The organism is Microbacterium sp., from assembly GCF_047605725.1.
Classification (GTDB): Bacteria; Actinomycetota; Actinomycetes; order Actinomycetales; family Microbacteriaceae; genus Microbacterium.
The window spans coordinates 1-25901 of the sequence record NZ_JASGFE010000041.1; the positions used below are offsets into that span (position 1 = coordinate 1).

The window sequence follows — 25901 nt, forward strand, 5'->3', positions numbered from 1 at the left end:
CCTCGCCGCGGCCGTGGCCGCCGTGCCGGCGATCGCCGCCGCCACCGGGGCCGGCGGCGACGACGAGGCGACACGACTGCTGACGGCGGGCCTGGGCGCCGCCGAGGCGACGCGCATCCTCCCCTCCGCCGCGGAGGCCGCCGCGGGCCCCGCCCCCACCGGTGCGACGGCGGCTCCCGCGGCGACGACCCCCCGGCGGAGGAGCCCCTGGACGTGGCCGCTCGTGGCGCTCATCGTGATCCTCGTGATCGTGCTCGGCGGGACCGTCTGGGCGCTCCTGAACAGCCAGCAGGCGGCGTCGACGCCCACCCAGACCACGACCTCCGCAGTGGCGACCCCGACGCCGACCGAGACGCGCATCGACGTCGACGCGCTGGCGCTGAAGGGCTTGGACTGCCAGGCCGCGGTGCAGAAGGCGAAGCATGCCGGCATCCTCACCGTCAGCGTCTCTCCGACGCGTCCGGTCGCCCCCGACGCCGCCTCCGTCGACACGGTCGAGTCGGTCAACCCGCAGGGCAAGATCACACCCGCCACGGAGCTCACGCTCACGTGTTACGGCGAGCAGGCGTCGATGCCCGACCCGGATGCGCCGACCCTCCCCGCCTCGGTGGAAGCGGGCGGGACCGCCGACCTGATGTGGCCAAACTACACGTGCCCGGCCGGCGGTCAGGTCGCCTCGTACGACTTCACCGTCACCAACGGCACGTTCGATGCCACCGGGTCGACCACCGCGCAGTTCCAGGCCGGCGACCGTCCTGCCTCGATCACGGTGACCGGCGACGGCGGGCAGCTGCTCACCGTCTCGTACACCGTCACCTGCACGGTCTCGGGCAGCGACCTGACGTCCGCCTCGTCGGCCGCAGACGCCCACATCACGGCGACGGCGACGCCGACGGCCACGACGGAGCCCGACGAGGACAGCCCCTGATCCGGACTTCCTCGCGAGCGCGCGTCGATTAGGCTGGCTGTGTCCGGCGAGAGGGTGAAGTGTCAGTAGAGACTCGTGTGCTGTCCGGTCGCTACCGCATCGATGAACTCATCGGGCGGGGCGGCATGGCCGGCGTCTACCGCGGCGAGGACCTGACCCTCGGCCGTTCGGTCGCGATCAAGATCCTCGGCCGCGACCTCGCCGAGAACACCGCCTTCCGCACGCGGTTCCGCCGCGAGGCGCAGGCGGCCTCGCGCATGGCGCACCCCAAGATCGTGCGCGTGTTCGACGCCGGCGAGGATGTCGAGCTCGGTACCGACGGCACGCGGCATCCGGTCCCCTACATCGTCATGGAGCTCGTGCACGGTCGCACCCTCAAGGACGTCACGGCGGCGGGCGCGCTGCCGACCGCCGACGCGGTGCGCTATGTCGACGGCATCCTGGAGGCGCTGGAGTACTCGCACCGGGCCGGAGTCGTCCACCGCGACATCAAGCCCGGCAACGTCATGATCACCGATGCCGGCGACATCAAGGTGATGGACTTCGGCATCGCCCGCGCGGTGTCCGACTCCTCGTCGACCGTCGCCGAGACGACCTCGCTCATCGGCACCGCCGCCTACCTCTCCCCCGAGCAGGCCAAGGGCGAGCCGGTCGACGCGCGGGCCGACCTGTACGCCGCCGGCGTCGTGCTCTACGAGCTGCTGACGGGGCGCGTGCCGTTCCGCGGCGAGACCCCGGTGGCCGTGGCCTATCAGCACGTCAGCGAGGCGCCGCTCCCGCCGTCGGAGGTCCTCGACACCGTGCCGCGGGGGCTCGACGCCGTGGTGCTGCGGGCCCTCGCGAAGGACCCCTTCCAGCGCTATCAGAGCGCCGCCGCGTTCCGTGAGGCGCTGGATGACGCCCTGCACGGCAGAGAGCCCAGCGTGCGGGAGGTCGGGGCCCTGTCGAACGAGCTGTACGGCCCCGATCCGCGGCACGCGGCGGAGACCGCGCGGTCGCTGCGCCAGCTCAGCACCGACCCGACGATGCGCCGCACGCAGGCGGGACCGCCCGCGGCGTGGATCTGGACCGGTGTGGCCGTGCTCGCGGTGCTGCTGATCTCGGTGCTCATCTGGGTCATGGCCTTCCGGCCGGGGACGCAGGTGCCTCCCGGCGCGCGCATCGTGCCGGACGTCGTGGACATGTCGTGGGACCGGGCCAACGAACAGCTCGCCCAGGCCGAGCTGCAGGCGTTCCAGCTCTCCGAGAGCAGCGACACGATCGCCCCGGGCAACGTGGTGCGCACCGATCCGATGCCGGGGACCTCGGTGTCGGCCGGTCAGGAGATCAAGGTGTACGTGTCCACCGGGCAGGTGAAGACAGCGGTGCCCGCGCTCGCCGGGAAGTCCCGGGCGGATGCCACCGCCGCCCTGCAGGCGGCGGGACTGTCGCTGGGCACGGTCGTCTCGCGCAACGATCCCGCGGTGGCTGCGGATGTCGTGCTCTCGGCCGATCACGAGGAGGGCGAGGAGGTCCCGCGGGGCACCGCGATCAACCTCGTCGTCGCCAGCGGCAAGGTCGCGCTCATCGACGTGACCGGATACGAGGTGGAGGCCGCGCAGCGCGCACTGACCTCCGACGCGCTGCAGCTGACCACGACGGTCGTGGAGGATCCCTCGTGCGCCGCCGGCAGCACGCCGGTCGTGAAGGCGCAGTCGCTGGCGCCGGGAGACGTCCCGATCCACTCGGCGGTGGAGCTCACCGTGTGCACCGGCTCCTGATGCGTCCGCTCACCCGATCGTGGACTGCTGCGGCGCGATGAAGGTCGCGATCCAGGGGAACGCGTAGAAGAACAGCCCGTAGAGCGCTGCGGCGAGCGCGAGCAGCAGGATCACGACGCGCACCCACCAGGGACCGGGGAGCAGACGCCACAGCGCGGCATACATCAGGCGGCCTCCGGGAGGGTGAGGGATGCCGGGGGACCCGCGGCGCGCGGGGTGAAGCCCTCGAACACGGCGTAGGCGACGATGCGTTCGAGGACGTTGAACTTGGGCGCGCAGCTGGTGAGGGTGAGGTAGCGTCCGCCTGCGCCGGCGCCGGGCGCCTGCGGCACGGGCTGGAGCACGTCGACCTCGGTGGGCTGCACGTATCCCAGAGTACGGAACCGGTAGGTGTACCAGCCGTCCGGGGTCTCGATGACGATCGCGTCGCCCACGACCAGCCGGTCGATGGGGTCGAACGGGGCCGCGGAGGTCCACCGGTGCGCCGCATAGGCGGTGTTGCCGACCCCGCCGGGCATCGCGGTGTCGGGGTAGTGGCCGATCTCGCCCCGGTCGAGCACCTGCGCGCGCGAGACGCCGCCGGCGATGGTGAACACCCAGCCCTCGCCGAAGCGCGGCACACGCATGACCCCGAACGGCGTGCCGGGCTCCACCTGCGCGGGCACCGGGATCTCGGCCGGGGTCTCCGGCTGCTGCGTCGGCGCGGGGGTCGCGGTCGGCGCGGGGGACTCCTGCGGGGACGACGTCTCCCAGCTCTGGGCGAGGGCGGCGGCCTGCGCGGACTTCTCCGCGCCCAGGATCAGGTCGCCGATCCACAGCTGCCAGACCACGTAGAGGAGCACCACCACGCCGGCGGTCAGCAGCAGCTCGCCCAGCACGCTCGTGACCGTCGCACGCCGCCGGGGCGCGGAGCTGCGACGCGTTCCGGCGGCCTCACCCACACGGGGAGTCTAGCCGCCGGTGGGGGTTCCGGGCGGCGGGTAGACTTCTGGCATGGCACGATCAGGCAGGCCCGAAGAGCCGCTCACCGAGCGCAGCGAGGGCGACGCACCGCCCAACCCGGTGTGGTTCAAGCCGGTCATGCTCGGCCTCATGCTCCTGGGCCTGGTGTGGGTGCTCGTGTTCTACCTCAGCGGCAGCCGACTCCCGATCCCCGGCCTCGACGCGTGGAACCTCGTCGTGGGCTTCGGCATCGCGTTCGTCGGCTTCCTCATGACGACCCGCTGGCGCTGAGTCGAATTACACGCGTGTGATTCATCCCCACCTGGGGATGAATCTGTGGATAACCTCGGCCGCGCGTCGGGTCAGCGGTAGACGAGCGCCGGAACCACCAGCAGCAGCACCAGCCCCGCCGTGGTGGCCGCCAGCAGCAGCGTCTGGGTGCGCCGCTGCCGCACCGCGCGCGTGCGCGCGTAGATCAGACCGACCAGGGCACCGACCGCGAGCCCCCCGACATGCGCCTGCCAGGAGATCTCCAGCGACGACGAGGCGCCCACCAGCGAGCCGATCAGCGGCAGGAACGTCAGGACGAGGTTGATCCCGAGCACCACCGCGATGCCGGTGATGTTGGCGCCGATGTGCCGGCCGATCACCAGCAGAGCCCCGAACATCCCGAAGATCGCGCCGGAGGCCCCGATCACCGGTGTCGTGAAGCCGAACAGCACCACCGCGACCGAGCCGCCGAGTCCGCTAAGCAGGTACAGCCACAGGAAGCGCGCCCGGCCCAGCAGCGGCTCAAGGCTCCGCCCCAGCATCCACAGCGCCAGCATGTTCAGTCCGGCATGCCAGAAGCTGCCGTGCACCAGCAGCACCGTGAGGAGCCGCCACGGCTCGAAGGCGCCGCTGAGCTCCGGGTAGAGGTAGGGCGCGTACAGCAGCAGACTGCGCTGGACCAGGGGGCCGAGCCCGGGGATGAGCGACAGCAGCCACACGAACGTGGTCGCCGCTACGATCGCGTACGTCACGAGCGGTCGCGCGTCGGCGGCCATGACCGCGCGCAGGCGAGGCGGCATCCGCGTCGGCTTCGCACGCGGCGGCGCGCTCGCGGCGTGCGCCTGCAGGCACTCCGGGCAGATGACGCCGACCGGCAACGGCGTCTGGCACTCCGGGCAGATCGTGCGCAGGCAGCGCTGACACAGGACGAAGCTCTGCCGATCCGGATGCCGGTAGCAGAAGTTGTCCGGATTGCTGCGGAAGTCCGCGGAGCTCACGGGAGCGCTCAGACCGCCACGACGTCGATGGACGACAGCACGACCGGCTCGATCGGACGATCGCCGGGACCCGTGGGCACGGCGCTGATCGCGTCGACGACAGCGCGCGAGGCGTCGTCGGCGACCTCGCCGAAGATCGAGTGCTTGCCCTGCAGCCACGGCGTCGGGTCGGTCGTGATGAAGAACTGCGAGCCGTTGGTGCCCTCCGGACGCCCGGTGATCGCGTTGCGGCGCAGCCCCGCGTTGGCCATCGCGAGCAGGTACGGCTTCTGGAAGGTCAGCTCGCCGTGGATCTCGTCGTCGAACGCGTACCCGGGACCGCCCACGCCCTGACCGAGCGGGTCACCGCCCTGGATCATGAAGCCCGGGATGATGCGGTGGAAGATCACGTCCTTGTAGAGGGGGCCCTCGCCGGGACGGCCCGTGGCGGGGTCGGTCCACGCCTTGGTGCCGTCGGCGAGGCCGACGAAGTTCTGCACCGTGCGGGGTGCGTGGTCTCCGAAGAGGTTGACGACGATGTCGCCGTGGTTGGTGTGCAGCGTCGCGACGGCAGTGTGTGCAGGCATGCCGATATTCTCGCATCCGCGTGACCCTGCCTTCGCCGTAAGGGTCTGGCAAGATGGGAGAAACGTCCCGCGAACAAGAGAGGGCCCTCGTGAACCTCAGCCGCAAGCGCAAGAAGGAGCTCCGCCATCTCCAGAAGCAGGCCAACACCCTGTGGGAGTCGCAGCAGGAGCTGATCGACCATGCGGGCGACATCGCTCGAGAGGCAGGCCGTCAGCTCGGCAACTACAGCCGTGAGCAGGTCCTGCCCACCGTGCAGGACACCTACGAGACCTACGCCTCGCCCTACGTCGACAAGGGCGTCGCCGCCTCGAAGAAGGTCTACAGCGAGCGTGTCGTGCCCGCCGCGGGCACCATCGTCGGGTCGGCGCTGTCGGTGTGGGATGCCGCGAACGACACCCGCAGGCGCATCGCGAACAGCCGTGCGCTGCGCGCGGTCGACCTCGACGCCATCGGCAAGCGCGTGGACGCCTACACGAAGCGTGTGGACGCCTACGGCAAGCAGGTCGCGCATCGCTTCGCGGCGCCGGCCCCGGTGCCCGAGCCCAAGCGCGGAGTCGGCGCCGGTGGCGTCATCGCGCTGATCCTGGGCGCTGCCGCGGCTCTCGGCGTGCTCTACGCCGCGTGGCAGACCCTGCGTGCCGACGACGAGCTGTGGGTCGCCGACGACCCGCTGCGCGCGCCCGAGGCGTGATCCAGGACCGGCGGGCATGACCGACGGCGAGCCGGACGGTCTCGCACGTGTGCGGGCTGCGGCCGCGGCCCGCGGGCTGGAGATCGAGATCCGGGCGCGGCCGGTGGCCGAGACCCTCGAAGGGGCGGCGGAGATCCTCGGACTCCGCCCGCGCGACATCGTCAAGACGCTCGTCGTCAAGCGGCGCGACGACACGTATCTGTTCGCCCTCGTGCCCGGCGATCGGGCGATCTCGTGGCCGAAGCTGCGTGCCGTCGTCGGCGTGAACAAGCTGCGGCTGCCTGAGCCCGACCTCGCCCTGAACGCCACCGGCTTCGCGCGCGGCACGATCGTGCCGATCGGGAGCACCACCGACTGGCCGATCGTCGCCGACACGACGATCCTCGGCCGTCACGTCGCCATGGGGGCAGGGGCCCACGGGTACAGTCTCTTCGTCGACGCCGACGCCCTCGTCGCCGCCTACGGTGCGACGGTCGCCGACATCACCACCGAGCTTCCCTGAGCCCTCGCAGGGAGAGCCCCCGCTCGACGAGGCGCGGGGAGAGTCCTTCGGGAGGACGAGATGACGAACGACCTGTACGTCGGAGCACGCGTGTTCACCGCCGACGCACGCCGATGGGCGGAGGCGCTCGTGGTCGACGGCGAGCGGATCTCCTACGTGGGCGATGCGCAGACCGCACGCCGGATCGCCGGCGCGGCGTCGGAGGAGATCGACCTGGGCGGCGCCACCGTCGTGCCCGGGTTCGTCGACGGCCACGCGCACGTCGTCGGCACCGGTGAGGCGGCCGAGCAGGTCGACCTGTGGGGCGCGAAGACCCTCGAAGAGATCCAGCGCCGGGTCGGCGCGTGGGCGCGCGCGCACCCCGACGCGTCCCGTGTGCGCGCCCAGGGCTGGATCCACTCCGCCCTGCCCGACGGGGTGCCGCACCGCGCGATGCTCGACGCCGCCGTGCCCGACCGCCCGGTGTACGCGCAGTCGTACGACTACCACTCGATCTGGCTCAACACCGCCGCCCTGGCCGAGGCCGGCATCGACGACGACACGCCCTCGCCCGCCGGGGGAACCGTGCACCGCGACGCCGCGGGGCACGCGACCGGCTACGTGGACGAGACCGCGATGCACCGGCTGGTGTGGCCGGTGCTCGACGAGGCCACGACGCCCGCCGACCAGGACCGGTTCCTCGAGGCGGCGCTGCGCGCCTACCGCGAGGCGGGGGTGACCGCGACCACCGAGATGGCCCTCGACGAGGGCGACCTCGCCGCGATGGCGCGCGCCGAGCGGGCCGGAACGCTCACGGCGCGCATCGCCGCGCACTGGCGCGTGCAGCCGCACGGCGATGCGGCGGCGAACCTGGCGCAGGTCGAGCGGGCGGCCGCGCTGTCCCGCGCGCACCGCTCCGACCGACTCCGCGTCGTCGGCGTCAAGATCCTGGTCGACGGCACGGTCGACGGCTGCACCGCCGCGCTCGGCGCGCCCTACGCCGACGGCTCGGTCGTCGGTCCGATCTGGAGCCTCGACGAGCTCGTCCCGGTCGTGGTGGCCGCCGACGCGGCCGACCTGCAGATCGCGATGCACGCGATCGGCGACGAGGCGGTGCGCACCGCGATCGCCGCCGTCGAGGCGGCCGTCGCGGCGAACGGACCGCGCGCGCGGCGGCACCGCATCGAGCACCTCGAGGTCGTCGGCCCCGACGAGATCGCGCGGCTGGCGGCGCTCGGGATCACCGCCAGCATGCAGCCCGTGCACGCCGATCCGGCCATCCAGGCGAACTGGCGCGCGATGCTCGGCGACGAGCGGGTCGGGCGCGGCTTCCCGTGGCCCGAGCTGACGCACGCGGGGGCGCGGCTGGTGTTCGGCACCGACTCGCCGACCTCTCCCCTGGCGCCGCTGCCGAACCTGTTCGTGGCGGCGACGCGCCGCTCGGCGCTCGATCCCGCCCTGCCGCCCAATGTGCCCGCCTACGCCGTGCCGTTGGAGAGCGCGATCGAGCACGCGACGAGGGATGCCGCGTGGGCCTGCCGCGCCGAGGACTCCTACGGGCGTCTGGCCGCGGGCCTGTACGCCGACTTCGTCGTGCTCGACCGCGACGTCTTCGCCGCCGACCCGGATGAGCTGCTGCAGACCCGGGTCGCGCGCACGGTGCTGGGCGGGCGCACGGTGTTCTCCCGCTGAGGGGCTCGCTCAGCCGGCGGTGGACTCCCGGCGGAGGGTCTCAGGCTGCAGGCCCAGCGCCCACTCCGCGGCATCCGACACGAAGTGCACGTAAGCGGCCTCGTCGAACTCCGACACGTTGTTCGCATACGCGCCGAACCCGTCCATCGCCATGAGGATCCGTACGCACGCCGCCATCGGCCGCTCCGGAACGAAGATCCCGGCCGCCGTGCCCTCCTCGATCAGCGCGAGGAGCCGCTCGCGGTCCAGCGCCTCCTGGTCCTCGATGGCCGCGCCCAGCGCCGGGCTGAAGCGCGCGAGGTGACGCGCATTGAGCCACAGCCGCGCGATGCCGACCGCGTCGGGGGCCGCCGCGCGCGCGACGAACGCCGCCATCCGCGACAGCGGCTCTCCGGTCGCGGGCAGGAGCAGCTCCCGTTCTCGAGCGGCGGCGCGCACGAACGCGGCGATGACGAGGTCCTCGGCGGCCGGGAAGTAGTGCGTGATGAGCCCGGGGCGCACGCCGAGCCGTTCCGCGACGGCCCGCAGGGTGACCCGCTCGAGGCCCGCGTCGAGCGCGATCCGGGCCGCGTGCGTCAGGATCTCCTCCCGGCGCTCCTCGGGACGCTTGCGCACGCGCGGGGAATCGATGCTTGACACCACAGGCGCCATGCTATTGGATTGGCGACCAACAGCGTCATTGGTCTTCCGACCAATAACCAGCCCGGTCGCCATCGCCTTCCGGAGAGGATTCCCGTGCCACCCACCTCACGCACCGAGCCCGAGCAGTTCGTCGACACCGCCACCAGGCCCGAGACGCGCGGCATCGAGCTCATCGGCGACGACGAGCGTCACGGACGCGCGCGCGACCTGTTCTGGGTATGGGCCGCGCCCAACGTGAGCGTGCTCAACTTCACGATCGGCGCCACCATGATCCTCCTCGGTCTGGAGCTGTGGCAGGCGCTGCTCGTGATCGTCGCGGGGGCCGTCCCCTGGATCTTCACCGGCATCGTGGCCATCAGCGGACCGGCCGCGGGCACCTCGGGCTCGGTCGTGACGCGGGCGCTCTACGGCATCATCGGCAACAAGATCATCGTGGCCTTCACCGGCTGGCTCATCTCCGCGGTGTTCCTCGCCCTGAACTGGCTCGCCTCGTCGTTCATGGGCGCCGACCTCCTGGCCGGCATGGGGCTGACCGACCCCGTCGTGGTGCCGATCGCCGTCACCGTGGTGGTCTCGGCGATCACGGTGCTGGTCGCCGTCTTCGGGCACGGCCTGATCCTGCGGATCTACCCGGCCGTCTCGATCGCGCTGATCGTGATCTTCCTCGTGGTCACGGCGTTCATCCTCCCGCACGTCGACTGGTCCTACCGGGCGCCCGAGCCGCTCAGCGGGGCGGTGCTGTGGTCGTCGGTCACGATCGGGTTCACGATCCTGGCATCCACCCCGCTCTCCTACGCCAACAGCCCCGACATCGCCCGCTACCTGCCGCGCTCGACGAAGCCGTCGCACATCATCGCGGCCACGGCGCTGGGCGGTGCGCTCCCGTGCATCCTCTTCACCGCCGTGGGGGCGCTGCTGGCCACCGGGGTCGACGCCGCCGGCATGGACGCGGGCATCGAGGCCGCCCTGCTGGACCTGCTCCCCGGCTGGCTCGGCGCGCTCCTCGTGCTCGGCGTGATCGTCAACACCGTCTCGCTCAACGGCATGACCACCTACACCTCGAGCATGGCGCTGCAGGCGGTCGGCATCCCGATCCGGCGCATCCCGTCGGCGGTGGTCGTCGGCGTCATCGGCACGGCGCTGACGATCTACCTCGTGATGTCGACGAGTCTTCTGGATGCCGTCAACCTCATGCTGCAGTTCCTCGTGATCGTCTCGGGACCCGCCATGGCGATCTTCACCACCGACATCGTCCAGCGCCGCAACCGCTACGACGGCGTGGAACTGTTCGACCAGAGCCGCACGAGCCGCTTCTGGTACACCGGCGGCTGGAGCGTCCCGGGCATGACCGCGGTCGTCGCCGGCGGCGTGGTCACGGCCCTGTGCCTGTCCACCGACGTGTGGACCGGGCCGGTCTCGGAGGCGATGGGCTACATCGACCTGTCCGTGCCGGCGGGGATGATCGTTTCGGCGGCGATCTACGGCGCCCTCTCGCGCACGCGCCTCGGGTCCCTGCCGAGCGACTCGTGACCGCGCCGAGCCGGCCGGCGGCGAGCGGGCCGCACCCCGCCCGCTACCCGGGGGCGCCCGCCGGCGAGCCCACCGTCGACACGTGGCAGGACGCGCCGCACAACGCGTGGGCCTTCGCGCACCTCGGCGAGCTCCTGCCCACGGCGCCCATCGCACGCCGTCATCCCGCCGCGCCGGAGAGCGCGACCGTGCGGTTGGACGCGCTGGCATCCGCCCTTCCCGACCTGGAGCAGCGCCTGGAGGAGACGCACACGAGCGCGTTCCTCGTGCTGCGCGGCGACGACGTGCTCGCGGAGTACTACCGGCCGGGCTTCGCCCCCGACGACCTGCACCTGATCATGAGCGTCTCCAAGTCGCTGTGCGGGCTCGTGGTCGGCGGGCTCGTCGACGAGGGCGCGATCGACCCGGCCCGCCCGATCACCGACTACGTGCCCGAGCTGGCCGGCTCGGTCTACGACGGACCGAGCGTGCGGCATGCCCTCGACATGACCATCGCCGTCGACTACAGCGAGGACTACGTCGACCCCGCCGCCGAGGTGCAGACGCACGACCGCTCCGCCGGCTGGCGCACGCGGCGGGCGGGCGACCCGGCCGACACGTACGCGTTCCTGACGACCCTCCGCGGCGACGGGAGCACCGGCACGTTCCAGTACTGCTCGGCCGACACCGACGTGCTCGCCTGGATCGTCGAGCGCGTGACCGGCCTGCGCTACAGCGAGGCGCTCTCGGCGCGACTGTGGTCGCGACTCGGCGCCGATCGGGATGCCACGATCACGGTCGACCCGGCCGGCTTCGGCTACGCCAACGGGGGCATCTCCTGCACCGCGCGCGACCTCGCCCGCGTGGGCCGGGTCGTGCTCGACGGCGGCCGGGGCCCCGGCGGCCGCGTGGTCTCGGCGGAGTGGATCGACGCGATCATGCGCGGCGGCGACCCCGCCGCGATGGCCGGTCAGCCCTTCCCGGGCGGGTTCGCCCGCGGCAGCTACACGCGGCAGTGGTGGTGCACGGGCAACGAACGCGGCAATGTCAGCGGGATCGGCATCCACGGCCAGAACCTGTGGCTCGACCCGGTCACCGACGCCGTGATCGTGAAGCTCTCGACGTGGCCGGAGCCCGACACCGACCGGTGGCACGAGCTGCAGACCCGCGTGCTGCTCGACGTGTGCGGCGCGCTCGACGACCTGCGCTGAGCGGCGCGGAGGCGCCGCTCGCATCCACGTCGCGAGTGTGCGAGGATCGGCGTGACACCACGGGTGTCGCGGCGGTGGGGCTCGCCGCACCCAACCTCGGATCGTCCGACAACAGTCCCTACCCGGTCGGCGCGGACGCGCCCCGAAGGTAGGAGACGTCATGAACGACACCCCGGCGCGTCGGGCGGCGCCCGTGCACCTGCGCGCGTCGTCGCTGGCCGTCGTGTTCGCGGGCGGCACGGCGGGGGCCGCCGCCCGCGAGGCGCTCACGCTCGCCTTCGCGACGGGAGACGGCATCCCGTGGACCATCCTGGCCATAAACCTCTCCGGCGCATTCCTGCTGGGCGTGCTCGTGGACTCGCTCGTACGCCGGGGTCCCGAAAGCGGTGGACGACGCACGCTCCGGCTCCTGCTCGGCACGGGCTTGCTCGGCGGCTACACCACCTACAGCGCCCTGGCGATGGACACCGCGGCCCTCCTCGGCACGGGGGCCGTCGGCGCCGGCATCGGCTACGGCGTGGGCACGGTCCTCGTCGGCGCGGTGGCCACGTGGGCGGGGATCCTCACCGCAGCCCTCCTCCACCGGCGCCATGAGGAGCGGTCATGACCCCGCTGCTGTTCCTGGCCATCGCGGCGGCCGGCGGTCTCGGGGCCGCGTGCCGACTGTTCCTGGACGGCGTCATCACCACCGCGGCGACGCGAAACGCGCTCCCCTGGGCGACGATTGTGATCAACCTGACCGGTTCGTTCCTGCTCGGCCTCGTCTCCGGGCTCGCGGCCGGACACCTCCTTCCCGATCCCGCGCACCTGATCCTCGGCACCGGCTTCCTCGGCGGCTACACGACGTTCTCGGCCGCGAGCTTCGAGACCGTCCGCCTGCTGCAGGAGCGCCGCTGGACCGCGGGGCTCGTCAACGGCCTCGGCGTGCTCGCGGCCGCCACCGCCGCCGCCGGGGCCGGCCTGTGGCTCGGAGGGCTGGTCTGAACGGCGTGCTCAGCGCGTGAGCTCGCGCACGACGCCCTTCTCCAGGCGCAGCCGGCGGCGAGCGCGCTTCGCGACGGCGGAGTCGTGCGTGACGACGACGAGGGTGAGCCCTTCGGCGTTGAGCTCCTCCAGGACGGCGAGGATCTCGTCGCGCATGCTCTCGTCGAGGTTCCCGGTGGGCTCGTCGGCCAGGAGCACGCGCGGCCGCTTGACGATCGCACGGGCGATCGCGACGCGCTGCTGCTGCCCGCCGGAGAGCTCTCCCGGGCGGTGATCGGTGCGGTCGGCCAGGCCCACCCGCTCGAGCGCCTCGCCGACCCGCGCGGCGCGCTCCTGCGCCGGCAGGCCGAGCGGTTCGAGGGCCATGTCGACGTTCTCGTGCGCGGTCAGGGTGGGGATGAGGTTGAATCCCTGGAACACGAAGCCGAGCTCGTGCGCGCGCAGCCGACCGAGCTCGACGTTCGATGCGCTCGCGATATCGGTGCCGTCGAGGAGGATCGACCCCGTCGACGGCCGGTCGAGGGCACCCAGCAGCTGGAGGAGCGTGGACTTGCCGCCGCCGGTCGGGCCCTGGATCGCGACGAAGTCGCCCGCCGCGATCTCCAGGTCGACACCGGTCAGCGCGTTCACGACCCGACCCTTCTGCGTGTAGGTGCGCGTGACCCCGGCGAGCCGGAAGATCGGCTGCGCCGCGCCTTCGCCGGCCGCGACCGCGGTGTCATCGATCATCGTCATGTCCTTGTCTCCTGTCGTCTCCGCGGTGAGTTCCCGATGCTCGTCCACGCGTCAGCCCACCGATCGCAGCGCTTCTGCAGGGCTCAGGCGCGCCGCCCGCCAGCCGCCGAACGCTCCGGCCACGAGTCCGCCGAGCACCGCGAGTCCGACCGCGGCCACGACGACCCAGATCGTGAGGGGCGCGTGCAGCACCACGTCGGCGGTCGCCTGCGTCGCGCCCATCGGCCCCCCGCCGAAGCCCTGCCCGCCACCGGGCCCTCCGCCCGCCATGCCGGCCGCCTGCGGCGTCGACGCGCCCGCAGAGATCGTCGGCGACACGAGATTCACGATGCCGATGCCGACGAGCCCCACGACGAGCCCGATCGCGCCGCCGATGAGCGCCTGCGCGACCGACTCGCCGGCGACCTGACCCACGACGCGGCCGTTGGACCAGCCGATCGCCTTGAGCGTGCCGAACTCGCGTGTGCGACGGGTCACGCCCGACACCGTGAACAGCACCGCGAGCGCCAGGGCCACGGCGAGGACGATGATCGAGAGCCACGTGCCCAGGTTCGCGATGAGCGCGGACGCACCGGCCAGAGAGCCCGACACGGTCGAGGCGAGATCGGACTGCGAGCTGACCGTCGCGTCCGGCAGCGCCTCCTCCAGCGCGGACTGCACCTCGGCGATGCTGTCCGCCGAGGCGGCCTGCACATACACGGTGGACAGCACGTCTCCCGCGCCGGACAGCTCCTGCGCGACGTCGAGCGGCAGGTACACGTTCGCGGCGGTGTCGGCGTCGCTGGAGGTCGAGGAGACGATCCCCACGATCTGCATCGACGTGCCGCCGACATCGATCGTGCCGCCGACGGCGAGGCCGGCGCTCGTGGCGTAGCTCGCATCGAGCACGGCCACGTCCTGTCCCACATCGTCGGCGTCAAGGCCGCGACCGTCGGTGAGGGAGACGGCCGAGAGCGGGCCGACCGCCGTCGCGGACGGATCGATGCCCAGCACCGTGAAGCTGTCGACGTCGAAGGATCCTCCGCCGAAGCCACCGCCCCCGCCGCCCGGTCCGCCCTGTCCGCCCTGTCCGCCCTGGTCGGTCTGGCCGCCCTGTGCCGATTGCGACTGCTCGCCGTCGGTGGGGGCGGAGGGAAGCTCGCCCGAGAAGGTCGTATTGACCAGGCTCAGCGCGCCGGCTGCGCCGGCTACGCCGTCGATGTCCGCGACGGTGTCGAGCGTCGAGGCCTCGAGCGTGCCGCGGGCGAAGTCCGTCATGAGCCGCGACCGACTGAGGCTCGTCGTGCCGTCGTCGCCGGTCGCGCCGTCCTGCGCGTCGAACTCAAACTGCGGCCCGCCCTGCCCGCCGCCGCCCTCACCGCCGGGGCCGCCCTGACCGGGCTCGGCGGCGGCCCCCGACACGGTCAGGTCGGTGCCGACGCCGTAGACCGATTCCAACGTCTGGGCCTGCGCGTCGCGCACCCCCGTCGCGAGGGCGCTCACCACGATGACGAGCGCGATGGCGACGGCCAGCCCCGCCGCCACGATGGTCGTCTGCTTCTTCCGGCCGGCAAGCTCCCGCCGCAGATAGGTCCAGTACATCGATCTCCTCGGATGCCGGTCGCCCACGCGAGTGCGAGGGAATGGGGACGGCCGTGCGAGCGACTGTAGGAATCCTGTCGGTGGTAGCCATAAGGGTCGGTGATGAGCCCGCTGTGAACTCCCGCGGGGCCGGTCCGGCGCGCACTGCACACCGATCCCGGTACCCTTGACCAGGCGCGTCGGGAAGTCTGGTCGACACCGTCCTCGTCGACCGATCGGAGCCTTCGCCCATGAGCGCGCCCCCTCCCCCCGAGCGGCGGCCGTTCGCGTGGCGCGGGGCCGGCGGTGAAGCCGTGCGCATCCGCGAGCTGCTGCGCACGGACGCACTGGGCGGGATGCTGGTGGTGGCCGCCGCGTCCCTGGGCATCCTGTGGGCGAACTCCCCGTGGGCCGATGCCTACACGGCGCTGCGCGACCTCGAGGTCGGTTACGCGCCGTGGCATCTGCGCCTGAGCCTCGGGACGTGGGCCGCCGACGGACTGCTGGCGATCTTCTTCTTCGTCGTCGGCCTCGAGCTCAAGCGCGAGCTCGTCGTCGGCGACCTCCGCCGGTTCGGCACCGCGATCGTGCCCGTCGTCGCCGCGGCCGGCGGCGTGGCGGTGCCGGCACTGCTCTACGCCAGCGTCGTCTCCCCGCAGCCCGAGCTGCTGCGCGGCTGGGCGATCCCGACGGCGACCGACATCGCGTTCGCCGTGGCCGTGCTCGCGCTGGTCGGCTCGCGACTGCCGAGCGCCCTGCGGGTGTTCCTGCTCACCCTCGCCGTGGTCGACGACCTCATCGCCATCGCGATCATCGCCGTCTGGTACACCGACGGGATCGAGCTCGTCCCGCTGCTGCTGGGCCTGGCCGCGATCGCCGTGTACGCGGTGCTGTCCCAGCGCTGTCGACTGGCGTTCCGCCTGAGGCCGGCTGCGGCCTGGCTGATCCTGCTGCCGGTCGGCGTCGTGGCCTGGGCGTTCGTGCACGCCTCCGGCATCCACGCGACGATCGCGGGCGTGCTCCTGGGCTTCACGATCCCGGTGCGGCACCGTCGCCGAGACGCGATCCCGGATGCCGAGCCGGGACTGGCCGAGGTGTTCGAGCATCGCTTCCGACCGCTGTCGGCCGGCTTCGCCGTGCCGGTGTTCGCGTTCTTCTCCGCCGGCGTCTCCTTCGGCGGTCTCGAGGGGCTCGGCTCCGCGCTGACCGATCCGGTGACCCTCGGCATCGTGGTGGGCCTCGTCGTCGGCAAGCCCGTCGGCATCGTCGTCACGACCTGGCTCGTCACCCGGGCGCGCGGCATCCGTCTCGACCCCTCCCTGACGTGGTTCGACCTCGTCGGGGTCGGCGTGCTGGCCGGCATCGGATTCACGGTGTCGCTCCTGGTCACCGAGCTCAGCTTCGCGCCCGGTGACCCGCACCGCGACCATGCGAAGACCGCCATCCTGCTCGCCTCGGTCGCCGCGGCGGTCGCGGCATCCGTCCTCCTCACGATCCGGAACCGCCACCACCGGCGCCTCGACGAGAGCACGCGGCCCCGTTGACACCAGTTCTGTGTTGATACATACTCTGTATCAACACAGAACTGACACGAGGAGGCCGCCATGGACACCATCATCTGGATCGTCGTCGCCGTCGCCGTGCTGTGGGGCTTCGCCCCGATCACCCTGGGTCGCGGCGGCCGCGTGTCGACGACGCAGCTGGCGACGCTGTGCGCGGCGGTCGGCCTGCCGCTGCCCGACGCCTCGACCGGTCCGATCCTGGCGCGCATCGCCCACCGCGAACGCTGGTCGCTGTGGGGAGGGGCGATCGGCCTGGCCCTCGGAGCACTGACGGCGATCGTCGGACGACTGGAGCCCGGCGGCGCCGTCATCATGCTCGGCGTGGCATTCGGCGGCGCGGTCGGCGGGGGCCTGGCGACCGTCGTCGCCGGCCACCGCGTGCCCGCCGGCGCACCCCGCGTGGCGCGCTCGCGCCGCACCGCCGTCGGCGACTACGTGCCGGTCCGCCACCTCATCGCCGCACGCGGCATGCTCGCCGTGGCGATCGTCGCCGGCGGCGTCGAACTGATCCTCGGCGCGACCCGCACGGCGAGCGACGTGCCGGCGCTGCTCATCGTGTGCGTCGTGGTCGCCCTCCCGGTCGCGGTGCTCACCGAGGTCGTGCTGCGCCTGGTCGCCGACCGGCCGCAGCACGCATCCACGAGCCTCGAGCTCGCGTGGGACGACGTGCTGAGAGCGGATGCCGCGCACCAGCTCGTGCTCAACCAGGTCATCGTGTGCGCTCTGGCCGCGTTCGCGGCACCCTTCTCCGCGGGGCTGTTCGACGGCATCGGACCTTCCCCCGTGCCGCCGAGCGGCGCCACCGTCGTCGTGGCCGTGGTCGTCCTCGCTGCGGCGGCAGTGGCGGTCGGCCTCGTCACCACCGGCCCGTGGCGACGGCATCCGCTCGACCGACTCTGGGCGGGGCGATCGTTCGACCCGCCCGGCGACGACTCCTCCGCGACGCGACCGATCGGTGCATCCGACGCCGGGAGGGCCCCGTGCTGAGGATCGATCCGGCAAGCCCCCTCCCGCCGTACGAGCAGGTACGGCGCCAGCTCGCCGCCGACATCGACGCCGGTGACCTGCCCGCCGCGACACGCCTGCCCACGGTGCGGCGCCTCGCCGACGACCTCGGCGTCGCGCAGGGCACGATCGCGCGCGCCTACCGCGAGCTGGAGGCCGCAGGCTACGTGAGCACCCGCGGGCGCAACGGCACGACGGTCACCGACCGGGCCGCGGCCGCGGACGGCGAGGCCGCGCGTCTGGCGCACTCGTACCTCGCCGCGATGCACGAGCTGGGCCACGATCCGACCGCGGCGGTGCGCTACCTGCACCGCGCGATCGGCGCGCACTGAGCCGTCCGCGGCGGCGGAGCCGCACCCGCATGGCCGGTCGTACCGGAGATCCTCACACGACGCATCCTGTCGTCACAGGTTGGGCATAGGGATGACACAGGTCGGCCCTGTGGACTCGACGCACAAGACTTCGCCGCCGTGGAAAAGGAACACCATGAGACACAACAAGAAGATCATCGCCGGAGTGCTCGCCTCGGCCCTGCTGCTCGCCGGCTGCTCCACGTCGGTGACGCCCTCCTCGGCGACGCAGTCCTCGGCGACCGCGACCAGCTCGGCGACGGCGACGACCGCCTCCACGTCGGACGCGGCCGATGCCGGCATCGACATCGACTGGAGCACCCTGCCAACCACCGAGGTGACCCTGACCGACCAGGGCCTGACCATCACCGATGCGGGGACCTACGTGCTCAGCGGCAGCTCCACCGGGCAGGTCGTCGTCAACTCCGACGGCTACGTGCGGATAGTGCTCGACGGGGTCACCATCGCCAGCACCGACGGCGCGGCGATCCAGGTCGACAACGCCGAGGCGACGGTGATCAAGCTCGCCGAGGGCTCGACGAACACGATCTCCGACGCGGCGACGCGCGCCGACGAGGAGATCGACGGGGCGATCTACTCGGCGGACGACCTCTATCTCACCGGCACCGGCACGCTCGAGGTCACCTCGTCGTTCGCCGACGGCATCGTGGGCAAGGACGACCTGTCGATCCTCTCCGGCACGATCACCGTGACGAGCGTCGACGACGGCATCCGCGGCACCGACTCGCTCACCGTCTCCGGCGGCACGATCAGCGTCAACGCGGCCGGCGACGGCGTGAAGGCGACCAACAGCACCGATCTCGGGGCCGGGCAGCTCACCGTCTCCGGCGGCGAGCTCACGATCACCGCGGGCGACGACGCCGTCAAGGCCGAGCAGAAGATCTGGATCTCCGGCGGGACGATCAGCATCCCGGCATCCGTCGAGGGCATCGAAGCGCCGGTCGTCGTGATCGACGGAGGACAGATCACCGTCAACGCCTCCGACGACGGCATCAACGCCTCGACCTCGGACATCATCACCTCGGGCATGAGCGTCACCATCAACGGCGGCGACATCTCCATCAACATGGGCGCCGGCGACACCGACGCCATCGACAGCAACGGTGACATCACGATCAACGGCGGCACGCTGGACATCACCGCGCAGTCCGCATTCGACTGGGACGGCGCCGGCACGCTCAACGGCGGCACCGTCACCGTCAACGGAGAGCAGGTCACCGAGCTCACCAACCAGTTCGCCGGCATGGGCGGAGGCGCGGGCGGTGGCGGCATGGGCGGCGGGCCTCAGCACTGACCGCCCTCTGACCTGAGGCGGCACGACTCGCCGAGACCTCGAACCCGGGTCTCGGCGAGTCGGCCGTCGCTTCAGGTCGAATCGCGCACGACGAGGGATGCCGGGAGGTTGATCCGTGCGGGCGGCTCGCCCTCGATGACCTCCAGGAGAGCGCGCACCATGTCGCGGCTGATGCGCTCGAACGGCTGCCGCATGGTCGTGAGCGCGGGATCGGTGTGCCGGGCGATGGGCGAGTCGTCGAATCCGGCGACCGCGACATCGTCGGGGATGCGCCGACCGGAGGCCTTGAGCGCGTCCATCGCACCCGCGGCCATGAGGTCGTTGGACGCGAAGATCGCGTCCAGGTCGGGTCGTCGCTCCAGCAGTTGCACCGTGGCCCGTTCGCCGCTGCTGCGACTGTAATCCCCTTCGATCACCAGCAGCGGGTCGAGCCGGTCGCCGAGCTCGGCCTCGTAGCCGCGGAGCCTGTTCTTGCCGCCCGAGGTGTCGAGCGGTCCGGTGATGTGTGCGATCCGCCGCCGGCCCCGGGATGCGAGGTGCTGGACGATCTCGCGCGCTCCCTCGAGATCGTCGGAGCCCACCCAGCCGATGCGGCGCTCGTAGCCGAGCGGCATCCCGCAGGAGATCAGCGGGACGTCTGCGGACAGCAGCGACCCGAGGAACCTCGTGTACGCGGTATGGGACGACACGAGCAGCGCCCCGTCGACATGACCGGCGAGGATGAACTCCCTCGCCCGCCGTTGCTCCGCGTCCGTTCCGGCCATGATGAGCACGAGCGGCACGTCGCGTTCGGCGAGCGCGTCGGCCGCTCCCCGCATCAGGGTCTCGAAGTTGGGGTCGGCGAAGAGGCGGTCCTGGCTCTCGGTGAGCAGGAACGCGACGGAGTTCGCGCGGGCGGTGACCAGGCTGCGAGCGTGGGCGTTCGGACGGTAGCCGGTCTCGCGCACAGCGGCTTCGACGGCCGCGTGGGACTCGGGGCTGACCCAATGACCGCCGTTGAGGTATCGCGAGACGGTGCCCCGCGATACGCCCGCCACCCGCGCGACGTCGTCGATGGTCGGGCGCCGCCGCGGAGCTCTCCTCGTCACGGCCCCAGCCTAGAGGCGGTCATGACTTGACGGCTCCGGCGGCCAGATCCACGCGCCAGTAGCGCTGCAGGAACAGGAACAGGGCGATCAGTGGAGCGATCGAGAGCAGCGCCCCCGTGATGACGAGGGTGTACATCGCGGGGAGGCTGGCGCCCTGGTTGAGAAGCCCGTTGAGGCCGACCGTGAGGGGGAAGAGTCCGTCGTCGCCGAGCATGATGTACGGGAGCATGAAGTTGTTCCAGATGGCCACGAACTGGAACAGGAAGATCGTGACCATGCCGGGCAGCATCATCGGCATGGCGATGCGGTGGAAGATGTGGAGCTCTCGGGCGCCTTCGGTGCGCGCGGACTCGAGGATGTCGGTGGGCACGGCCGCGGCGGTGTAGATGCGCGCCAGGTAGATGCCGTACGGGTTGATGATCTGCGGCAGCAGCACCGCCCAGTACGTGTTGGTGAGCCCGACCTGCGCCAGCAGCAGGTACTGCGGGATCGCGAGGATCACGCCGGGAACGAGCACGCCCATCAGGAGGATCTTGAAGACGACACCCTTGCCGGGGAAGACGTACGTGGCCAGCGCGTAGCCGCCGAGCGCCGAGACGTAGGTGGACAGGATTGCGCCGACGCCCGCGTAGAGCGCGGTGTTGAGCATCCACCGCCAGAACAGCCCGTCGCGGTACGCGGACAGCTCCGCGATGTTCTCGAACAGGTGCGTGCTGGGGGCGAACGTGAAGGTGGAGAACAGCTCTGCGGCGTTCTTGGTCGACGCGATCAGCACCCACAGCACCGGCATCAGGCAGTACAGCGCGCCGAGAAGGATCACCACGGTGGACGGGATGCTGGGCCGGTCCTCGCCGGTCCTCACCGGCGTGTGCGTACGCAGACCAGGGACGAACGCGGCCCTCGCGGCGGTGGTGGTCATGTCAGTCCTCCTGCCCGAACGCACGGCGCTGGACCATCCTGAGAAACAGGAACGACAGCGCGAAGGTGGCCAGCGCGATCACGATGGACGTCGCGGCGGCGGAGTAGACGTCGTCGCGGGTGAACGCGTCCCGGTAGACGAACATGAGCGGCGACCAGGTCGTGGGAAGGCTGTTCGTCAGCGGGCGAAGCGTCATCGGCTCGGCGAACACCTGCAGGGTCGCGATCATCGAGAACAGGGCGGTCATCACCAGGGCGGGCATGATGATGGGGATCTTGATCCGCAGGGCGACCTGCACCTCGCTGGCACCGTCGATCTTCGCGGCCTCGTAGATGTCGCTGGAGACGGCCTTGAGCGAGGTGTACATGACGATCATGTTGAACCCGACCCCTCCCCACAGAGCGATGTTGGCGATGCCGAAGACGACCAGCCCCGGGGAGAGCAACGAGGGCACCTCCCAGCCGAGCTGCCTGACGATCCAGGAGAAAGGGCTGACCGCGGGCAGGTACAGAAAGCCCCACAGCAGCGAGGAGATCACGGCCGGGACGGCATAGGGCAGGAAGATCGACACGCGGGAGAACCCGCGCAGGCGGGTGCGGCGGGAGTCCAGCAGCAGCGCGAAGACCAGTGCGAGCACGAGCATCGTCGGCACCAGCAGCAGCCCGTAGAGCAGCACGCGGCCGACGCTGGCGAGGAAGTCGGGATCGGAGAGGATCTTCAGGTAGTTGTCGAGCCCGGCGAAGACCTGCTTGCGGGAGCCGGAGCCGAGCCCGAGGCCCTCCACCCGCGACTTCTGGAAGCTGAGGATGAGGGTGTAGACGATCGGGGCGGCCATGAACAGGACGAACAGCACGATCGCGGGGCTGAGCATGCCCCAGGGCACCGCGTGCCGGCGGCGGCGAGCGGCCGCGCGGGAGCCGCTGAGGGTGAGGGCGGACATCATCGCTCCTGTCTGGTGCTGCGTACGGATGCCCGGGTGGGGCGGCCTCGACCTCTGGCCCGCCCCACCCGGACCGGATCACTTGACGGTGAAGCCGCCGCTCTTGAGGTCGTCGAGCGTCGTCTTGTGCATGCCCGTCACCGCGGACAGGAACGCGGCCTGCGACCGGGCCTCGGCAGCCTTCGCGAACTCGTCGTTGTACGCGCTGTAGGCGACGTTCACGTTCGGCCCGTAGGTGAACGGTGCGACCTCCTTCGCCGCCTGCGCGGCCAGGTCGTAGAAGTCGGGCTGATTGGAGAAGAAGTCCGGAGGGCTGGTCAGCGCCTTCTCGGCCGCGCTCTTGGAGGCCGGGTAGATGCCGGTCTCGGTGACCAGCGCTGCGACCGCCTCCGGGTCGGTGTTCAGCCACGTGGCGAACTGCGCCGCCTCCTTGGGGTGCGCGGACTGCGAGGTGACGCCGGTCGAGGAGCCGCCCCAGTTGCCGGTGGCCTTCTCACCGGGCCAGTTCGGCATGAGCGCCGCCTTCCACTTGCCCTTGGTGTCGGCCGCGTTCCCGGACAGCACGCCCGGTCCCCACACCGCGCTGAGCCAGCCGACCTGGGTGCCGTCGTTGAGGGCGGCGTTCCATTCCGGCGTGTACATCGGCTTGTTGTCGATCACACCCTGCTCGACGAGCCCGCCCCAGAACGAGGCCACCTTCTGCGTGGGCTCGTCGTCGATGCCGACGCTCCAGGCATCGCCGTCGATCGACCACCACTTCGCGTTCGCCTGCTGCGCGAGCCCGGCGAACCAACCTGCGTCGCCGGACGAGAACGTCCCCAGGTACGCCTTCGGATCCGCCTGATGCAGCTTCGCGGCCACGTCCGCGTACTCGTCCCAGGTGGTCGGCACGCTCAGTCCGTACTTCTCGAAGACATCGGCGCGGTAGTAGAACAGCATCGGCCCGGTGTCCTGCGGGATCGCGTACACGGCATCCCCGCCCAGGGTCACCGACTCCCACACACTGGCGGGGAACTCGTCCTCGACGTCGCCGGCGACGTCCCCCGATATGTCGGCGAGCGCGTCGGCGGCGACCAGGGTCGGGATCTTCTGGTACTCCGCCTGGATCAGGTCGGGAGCGCCGCTGCCGGCCTTGATCGCCGTGAGCAGCTTCGTGACGGCGGGATCGCCGCCGTCCTGCTTGTTGACGGTGACCTGGATCTCCGGGTGCTTCTCGTTCCAGATGTCCGCCACCTTGTCCAGGTTCGGCGCCCATGCCCAGTAGGTGAGCTTGACCGGATTGTCGACCGAGGGTTCGGCCTCTCCCCCGCTGCAGGCCGTGAGACCGCCGACCATCAGTGCCGCCGATATGGCTGCTGCGCTGATGCGCACTGCTGCACGCATTCGTCCTCCTTGTCGATGCTGTGTTTGCCGCGCACGGTCACTGCGTGGCGCCGGATGCGCCTGAGGACTGTGAGCGATTACAGTATCGGACAGACCATGGCCGTTGTCAACAGGATCCATTGCGCGTCTTTCTTTCTTCTACTGGCCACCGCTAGGCTGGGAGCGTAAACAGTTCTATCTCGGTCGAGGAGGATCAAGTGACAGAGGTCTCGCCCGTTGCGCCATGGACCAGCGGATGGATTCCCGGCACTCGCAGCATCCGATTCGGAGGTGACTACAACCCCGAGCAATGGCCCCGAGAGGTGTGGGCGGAGGACGTCCGACTGATGCGGGAAGCGGGCGTGAACCTGGTCAGCATCGGGATCTTCTCCTGGGCTCTGCTGGAGCCGCGGGAAGGGGAGTACGACTTCTCCTTCCTCGACGAGGTCGTCTCGCTGCTGTACGACGCGGGGATCGACGTGGACCTCGGAACGCCCACGGCCGCACCGCCCGCGTGGTTCTACCGCGCGCACCCGGGAGCACGGGCGATCACCAGAGAGGGAATCGCCCTGTCCTCCGGCTCGCGGGGCATCGTCAGCCCGAGCTCCCCCGCCTACCGGCACGCGGCGCGAGAGATCGCCTCCCGGCTCGCGCAGCGGTACGGGACGCACCCCGCGGTGGTCATGTGGCACGTGCACAACGAGTACGGCGCACCGATCGCCGAGAGCTACGACGAGGCATCCGTGGCCGCCTTCCGATGCTGGCTGGAGCGTCGCTACGGCACGCTGGAGCACCTCAACGACGCGTGGGGGACAGCGTTCTGGGGACAGCGGTACGGACAGTGGGAGGAGATCGACGCACCGCGGGTCTCGGCGAGCGTCGCCAACCCCGCCCAGCGCCTGGATTTCCGACGGTTCAGCTCCGACGCGCTGCTGGACTGCTTCCGCCTGGAGCGCGACGCGATCCGGGAGCACTCCGATCGACCCATCACCACGAACTTCATGGCATCCACCTGCCCGAACGTAGACCTGTGGCAGTGGGCCGACGAGGTGGACGTCGTCTCCAACGATCACTACCTGGTCGCCGAGCGCACCGACAATCATGTACTGCTGGCCCTGGACGCCGACCTGACCCGGTCCCTGGCCCGCGGCAGGCCGTGGGTGCTCATGGAGCACTCCACCTCCGCGGTGAACTGGCAGCCCCGCAACCTCGCCAAGCGGCCCGGCGAGATGGCGCGCAACACTCTTGCCCACCTGGCCCGCGGAGCCGACGCAGTGTTGTTCTTCCAGGTCCGCGCCAGCCGGAAGGGCGCGGAGAAGTTCCACTCGGCGATGATCCCGCACGCCGGCACCGCATCCCGACGGTGGGGCGAGGTCGTCGATCTCGGCGAGCGGCTCAGCGGGCTGGACGAACTCGTCGGATCCCGCGTCAGCGCGCGAGTGGCGATCGGGTGGGACTGGCAGTCGTTCTGGGCGCAGGATCTCGAGTGGCGCCCGTCGGTCGATGCATCCCACCGCGAGCGGATCGAGGCGTTCTACACGGTGCTCTGGCGCCGCGGCGTCACCATCGACTTCGTCCACCCCGCCGCCGATCTCACCGGCTACGACGTGGTTTTCCTGCCCGCGTCGTACCTCATCGACGATGCCTCCGCCGACAACCTGCGCGGCTACACGGCGGCAGGGGGAACCCTGGCGGTGTCGTACTTCTCCGGCATCGTCGGCGCCAACGACGACGTGCCCGCCGGCCCCTACCCCGGACAGTTGCGCGAGGTGCTCGGCCTGTGGATCGAGGAGTTCGAGCCGATGCGCCGCGGCGAGACCGTCTGCCTCAGCGACGGCCGCACCGGGCACGTGTGGGCCGACGACATCACCCTGGACGGCGCACGGGCGGTCGCGACGTACCTGGACGGGCCGGCCGCCGGCGGTGCCGCGATCACGCGTCACGACTTCGGTGACGGCGTCGCCTGGTACACGTCCACGGGCTTGCACGGGGCGGACCTCGACCGGTTCGTGACCGATGTCCTCTCCGACGGCGATGTGCCGTTCGGGGAGCCCGACGAGCTGGAGACGGTGGAACGCACGCACGAGGACGGCCGCCGATTCGTGGTGCAGCTCAACCACGCCGACATCGACCGGCCCGGCGGCGTCGCCGGCACCGACCTGGGCACCGGCCGGCGCGTCTCGATCGACGATATCGTGCCCGCAGGCGCTGTCCGGATCGTGCGACGCGCCTGAACGTCGCGAGGTCAGCGCCTCTCCCGGGTCCGACCTCGGAGGCCGAGCAGATCGTCCCCGTCCCTCATGTCTGACGCGTCCGTAGAATGACGGTGTGGTGGACAAGTACGGCCCCAACAGCGAGCAGCTGCAGCGCTTCGTCGATGCGGCCCAGGC

The 25901-nt window shown here is 71.2% G+C and carries 25 protein-coding genes and 1 pseudogene; 15 read left to right on the top strand and 11 right to left on the bottom strand.

Features of this window, described 5'->3' with window-relative positions:
• Both QM641_RS09380 and pknB read left to right on the top strand, forming a co-directional pair.
• Positions 1–928: pseudogene (locus QM641_RS09380) on the top strand (serine/threonine protein kinase); the annotation flags it as partial.
• Between the two features lie 59 nt (positions 929–987).
• Complete coding sequence (pknB, locus tag QM641_RS09385; RefSeq protein ID WP_415115774.1) at positions 988–2688, top strand: Stk1 family PASTA domain-containing Ser/Thr kinase; 1701 nt, start codon at positions 988–990, stop codon at positions 2686–2688.
• Positions 2689–2697: 9 nt separating this feature from the next.
• Here pknB and QM641_RS09390 read toward each other — a convergent pair whose 3' ends face one another.
• Positions 2698–2853, bottom strand: coding sequence for a hypothetical protein (locus QM641_RS09390; protein ID WP_415115776.1), 156 nt, complete (start codon positions 2851–2853; stop codon positions 2698–2700).
• Positions 2853–3629, bottom strand: a complete 777-nt coding sequence (locus tag QM641_RS09395) for a class E sortase (protein ID WP_415115778.1) — start codon at positions 3627–3629, stop codon at positions 2853–2855. Before QM641_RS09395 ends, QM641_RS09390 begins: the two co-directional genes overlap by 1 nt.
• A gap of 52 nt (positions 3630–3681) precedes the next feature.
• Between QM641_RS09395 and QM641_RS09400 the strand changes: the two genes are divergently transcribed.
• Positions 3682–3921 (top strand): cell division protein CrgA, encoded by a 240-nt coding sequence (locus tag QM641_RS09400; protein ID WP_415115780.1) that lies wholly within the window; start codon positions 3682–3684, stop codon positions 3919–3921.
• Between the two features lie 71 nt (positions 3922–3992).
• On the opposite strand, the gene QM641_RS09405 is transcribed toward QM641_RS09400, so the two are convergent.
• Together QM641_RS09405 and QM641_RS09410 are read right to left on the bottom strand one after the other, a co-directional pair.
• Positions 3993–4898, bottom strand: a complete 906-nt coding sequence (locus tag QM641_RS09405; RefSeq protein ID WP_415115782.1) for a rhomboid family intramembrane serine protease — start codon at positions 4896–4898, stop codon at positions 3993–3995.
• 8 nt (positions 4899–4906) lie between these two features.
• On the bottom strand, positions 4907–5464 hold the full coding sequence (locus QM641_RS09410; RefSeq protein ID WP_415115784.1) for a peptidylprolyl isomerase: 558 nt from the start codon (positions 5462–5464) through the stop codon (positions 4907–4909).
• An 89-nt stretch (positions 5465–5553) separates the two neighbouring features.
• On the opposite strand from QM641_RS09410, the gene QM641_RS09415 reads away from it, so the two are divergent.
• From QM641_RS09415 to QM641_RS09425, 3 genes are read left to right on the top strand one after another with little or no spacing between them, the layout of a single operon-like run.
• On the top strand, positions 5554–6156 hold the full coding sequence (locus tag QM641_RS09415) for a DNA helicase (RefSeq protein WP_415115822.1): 603 nt from the start codon (positions 5554–5556) through the stop codon (positions 6154–6156).
• Between the two features lie 16 nt (positions 6157–6172).
• Positions 6173–6658, top strand: a complete 486-nt coding sequence (locus QM641_RS09420) for an aminoacyl-tRNA deacylase (RefSeq protein ID WP_415115786.1) — start codon at positions 6173–6175, stop codon at positions 6656–6658.
• Between the two features lie 60 nt (positions 6659–6718).
• Positions 6719–8329: an amidohydrolase gene (locus tag QM641_RS09425; RefSeq protein ID WP_415115788.1), complete on the top strand. Its 1611-nt coding sequence runs from the start codon at positions 6719–6721 to the stop codon at positions 8327–8329.
• Between the two features lie 9 nt (positions 8330–8338).
• Here QM641_RS09425 and QM641_RS09430 read toward each other — a convergent pair whose 3' ends face one another.
• Entirely contained in the window at positions 8339–8980 is a 642-nt protein-coding gene (locus tag QM641_RS09430; protein ID WP_415115790.1) for a TetR family transcriptional regulator, read from the bottom strand.
• An 84-nt stretch (positions 8981–9064) separates the two neighbouring features.
• Between QM641_RS09430 and QM641_RS09435 the strand changes: the two genes are divergently transcribed.
• The 4 genes from QM641_RS09435 (at position 9065) to crcB (ending at position 12675) form a co-directional block, all read left to right on the top strand.
• Positions 9065–10501 carry a purine-cytosine permease family protein gene (locus tag QM641_RS09435; RefSeq protein WP_415115792.1) on the top strand — a complete coding sequence of 479 codons (1437 nt, stop codon included), beginning with the start codon at positions 9065–9067 and terminating at the stop codon, positions 10499–10501.
• Entirely contained in the window at positions 10498–11691 is a 1194-nt protein-coding gene (locus QM641_RS09440; protein WP_415115794.1) for a serine hydrolase domain-containing protein, read from the top strand. Before QM641_RS09435 ends, QM641_RS09440 begins: the two co-directional genes overlap by 4 nt.
• 160 nt (positions 11692–11851) lie before the next feature.
• Entirely contained in the window at positions 11852–12298 is a 447-nt protein-coding gene (locus QM641_RS09445; RefSeq protein WP_415115796.1) for a CrcB family protein, read from the top strand.
• Positions 12295–12675 (top strand): fluoride efflux transporter CrcB, encoded by a 381-nt coding sequence (gene crcB / locus QM641_RS09450; RefSeq protein ID WP_415115798.1) that lies wholly within the window; start codon positions 12295–12297, stop codon positions 12673–12675. Before QM641_RS09445 ends, crcB begins: the two co-directional genes overlap by 4 nt.
• Before the next feature lie 9 nt (positions 12676–12684).
• Here the strand turns inward: crcB and QM641_RS09455 are convergent, their stop codons facing one another.
• Both QM641_RS09455 and QM641_RS09460 read right to left on the bottom strand, forming a co-directional pair.
• Positions 12685–13410 carry an ABC transporter ATP-binding protein gene (locus tag QM641_RS09455; RefSeq protein WP_415115800.1) on the bottom strand — a complete coding sequence of 242 codons (726 nt, stop codon included), beginning with the start codon at positions 13408–13410 and terminating at the stop codon, positions 12685–12687.
• A 51-nt stretch (positions 13411–13461) separates the two neighbouring features.
• On the bottom strand, positions 13462–14991 hold the full coding sequence (locus QM641_RS09460) for an ABC transporter permease (RefSeq protein ID WP_415115802.1): 1530 nt from the start codon (positions 14989–14991) through the stop codon (positions 13462–13464).
• Positions 14992–15221: 230 nt separating this feature from the next.
• On the opposite strand from QM641_RS09460, the gene nhaA reads away from it, so the two are divergent.
• The 4 genes from nhaA to QM641_RS09480 all read left to right on the top strand — a co-directional run bounded on the left by nhaA (position 15222) and on the right by QM641_RS09480 (position 19202).
• Entirely contained in the window at positions 15222–16514 is a 1293-nt protein-coding gene (gene nhaA / locus QM641_RS09465) for a Na+/H+ antiporter NhaA (RefSeq protein WP_415115804.1), read from the top strand.
• A gap of 60 nt (positions 16515–16574) precedes the next feature.
• Positions 16575–17519 carry a hypothetical protein gene (locus tag QM641_RS09470; protein ID WP_415115806.1) on the top strand — a complete coding sequence of 315 codons (945 nt, stop codon included), beginning with the start codon at positions 16575–16577 and terminating at the stop codon, positions 17517–17519.
• The gene (locus tag QM641_RS09475; protein WP_415115808.1) at positions 17513–17869 is read left to right on the top strand and encodes a GntR family transcriptional regulator; all 357 of its coding nucleotides are present in this window, start codon (positions 17513–17515) and stop codon (positions 17867–17869) included. Before QM641_RS09470 ends, QM641_RS09475 begins: the two co-directional genes overlap by 7 nt.
• Before the next feature lie 154 nt (positions 17870–18023).
• On the top strand, positions 18024–19202 hold the full coding sequence (locus QM641_RS09480; RefSeq protein ID WP_415115810.1) for a carbohydrate-binding domain-containing protein: 1179 nt from the start codon (positions 18024–18026) through the stop codon (positions 19200–19202).
• Positions 19203–19273: 71 nt separating this feature from the next.
• On the opposite strand, the gene QM641_RS09485 is transcribed toward QM641_RS09480, so the two are convergent.
• The 4 genes from QM641_RS09485 to QM641_RS09500 all read right to left on the bottom strand — a co-directional run bounded on the left by QM641_RS09485 (position 19274) and on the right by QM641_RS09500 (position 23532).
• A complete protein-coding gene (locus QM641_RS09485) occupies positions 19274–20290 on the bottom strand; it encodes a LacI family DNA-binding transcriptional regulator (RefSeq protein ID WP_415115812.1) in 1017 nt (338 codons plus the stop codon).
• Between the two features lie 19 nt (positions 20291–20309).
• A complete protein-coding gene (locus QM641_RS09490; RefSeq protein ID WP_415115814.1) occupies positions 20310–21209 on the bottom strand; it encodes a carbohydrate ABC transporter permease in 900 nt (299 codons plus the stop codon).
• Position 21210: 1 nt separating this feature from the next.
• Positions 21211–22149 carry a carbohydrate ABC transporter permease gene (locus tag QM641_RS09495; RefSeq protein WP_415115816.1) on the bottom strand — a complete coding sequence of 313 codons (939 nt, stop codon included), beginning with the start codon at positions 22147–22149 and terminating at the stop codon, positions 21211–21213.
• A 78-nt stretch (positions 22150–22227) separates the two neighbouring features.
• The gene (locus QM641_RS09500; protein WP_415115818.1) at positions 22228–23532 is read right to left on the bottom strand and encodes an extracellular solute-binding protein; all 1305 of its coding nucleotides are present in this window, start codon (positions 23530–23532) and stop codon (positions 22228–22230) included.
• A gap of 197 nt (positions 23533–23729) precedes the next feature.
• On the opposite strand from QM641_RS09500, the gene QM641_RS09505 reads away from it, so the two are divergent.
• Positions 23730–25745 (top strand): beta-galactosidase, encoded by a 2016-nt coding sequence (locus QM641_RS09505; protein WP_415115820.1) that lies wholly within the window; start codon positions 23730–23732, stop codon positions 25743–25745.
• Positions 25746–25901 lie beyond the last annotated feature (156 nt).

What these genes read in the sequence shown, in the direction of transcription:
- QM641_RS09495 (WP_415115816.1), bottom strand. Translation starts at nt 22,149, where the DNA reads ATGTCCGCCCTCACCCTCAGCGGCTCCCGCGCGGCCGCTCGCCGCCGC.
- QM641_RS09410 (WP_415115784.1), bottom strand. Translation starts at nt 5,464, where the DNA reads ATGCCTGCACACACTGCCGTCGCGACGCTGCACACCAACCACGGCGAC.
- QM641_RS09490 (WP_415115814.1), bottom strand. Translation starts at nt 21,209, where the DNA reads ATGACCACCACCGCCGCGAGGGCCGCGTTCGTCCCTGGTCTGCGTACG.
- QM641_RS09455 (WP_415115800.1), bottom strand. Translation starts at nt 13,410, where the DNA reads ATGACGATGATCGATGACACCGCGGTCGCGGCCGGCGAAGGCGCGGCG.
- crcB (WP_415115798.1), top strand. Translation starts at nt 12,295, where the DNA reads ATGACCCCGCTGCTGTTCCTGGCCATCGCGGCGGCCGGCGGTCTCGGG.
- QM641_RS09430 (WP_415115790.1), bottom strand. Translation starts at nt 8,980, where the DNA reads ATGGCGCCTGTGGTGTCAAGCATCGATTCCCCGCGCGTGCGCAAGCGT.
- QM641_RS09390 (WP_415115776.1), bottom strand. Translation starts at nt 2,853, where the DNA reads ATGTATGCCGCGCTGTGGCGTCTGCTCCCCGGTCCCTGGTGGGTGCGC.
- QM641_RS09500 (WP_415115818.1), bottom strand. Translation starts at nt 23,532, where the DNA reads ATGCGTGCAGCAGTGCGCATCAGCGCAGCAGCCATATCGGCGGCACTG.
- QM641_RS09480 (WP_415115810.1), top strand. Translation starts at nt 18,024, where the DNA reads ATGAGACACAACAAGAAGATCATCGCCGGAGTGCTCGCCTCGGCCCTG.
- QM641_RS09420 (WP_415115786.1), top strand. Translation starts at nt 6,173, where the DNA reads ATGACCGACGGCGAGCCGGACGGTCTCGCACGTGTGCGGGCTGCGGCC.
- QM641_RS09400 (WP_415115780.1), top strand. Translation starts at nt 3,682, where the DNA reads ATGGCACGATCAGGCAGGCCCGAAGAGCCGCTCACCGAGCGCAGCGAG.
- QM641_RS09460 (WP_415115802.1), bottom strand. Translation starts at nt 14,991, where the DNA reads ATGTACTGGACCTATCTGCGGCGGGAGCTTGCCGGCCGGAAGAAGCAG.
- nhaA (WP_415115804.1), top strand. Translation starts at nt 15,222, where the DNA reads ATGAGCGCGCCCCCTCCCCCCGAGCGGCGGCCGTTCGCGTGGCGCGGG.
- QM641_RS09425 (WP_415115788.1), top strand. Translation starts at nt 6,719, where the DNA reads ATGACGAACGACCTGTACGTCGGAGCACGCGTGTTCACCGCCGACGCA.
- QM641_RS09470 (WP_415115806.1), top strand. Translation starts at nt 16,575, where the DNA reads ATGGACACCATCATCTGGATCGTCGTCGCCGTCGCCGTGCTGTGGGGC.
- QM641_RS09445 (WP_415115796.1), top strand. Translation starts at nt 11,852, where the DNA reads ATGAACGACACCCCGGCGCGTCGGGCGGCGCCCGTGCACCTGCGCGCG.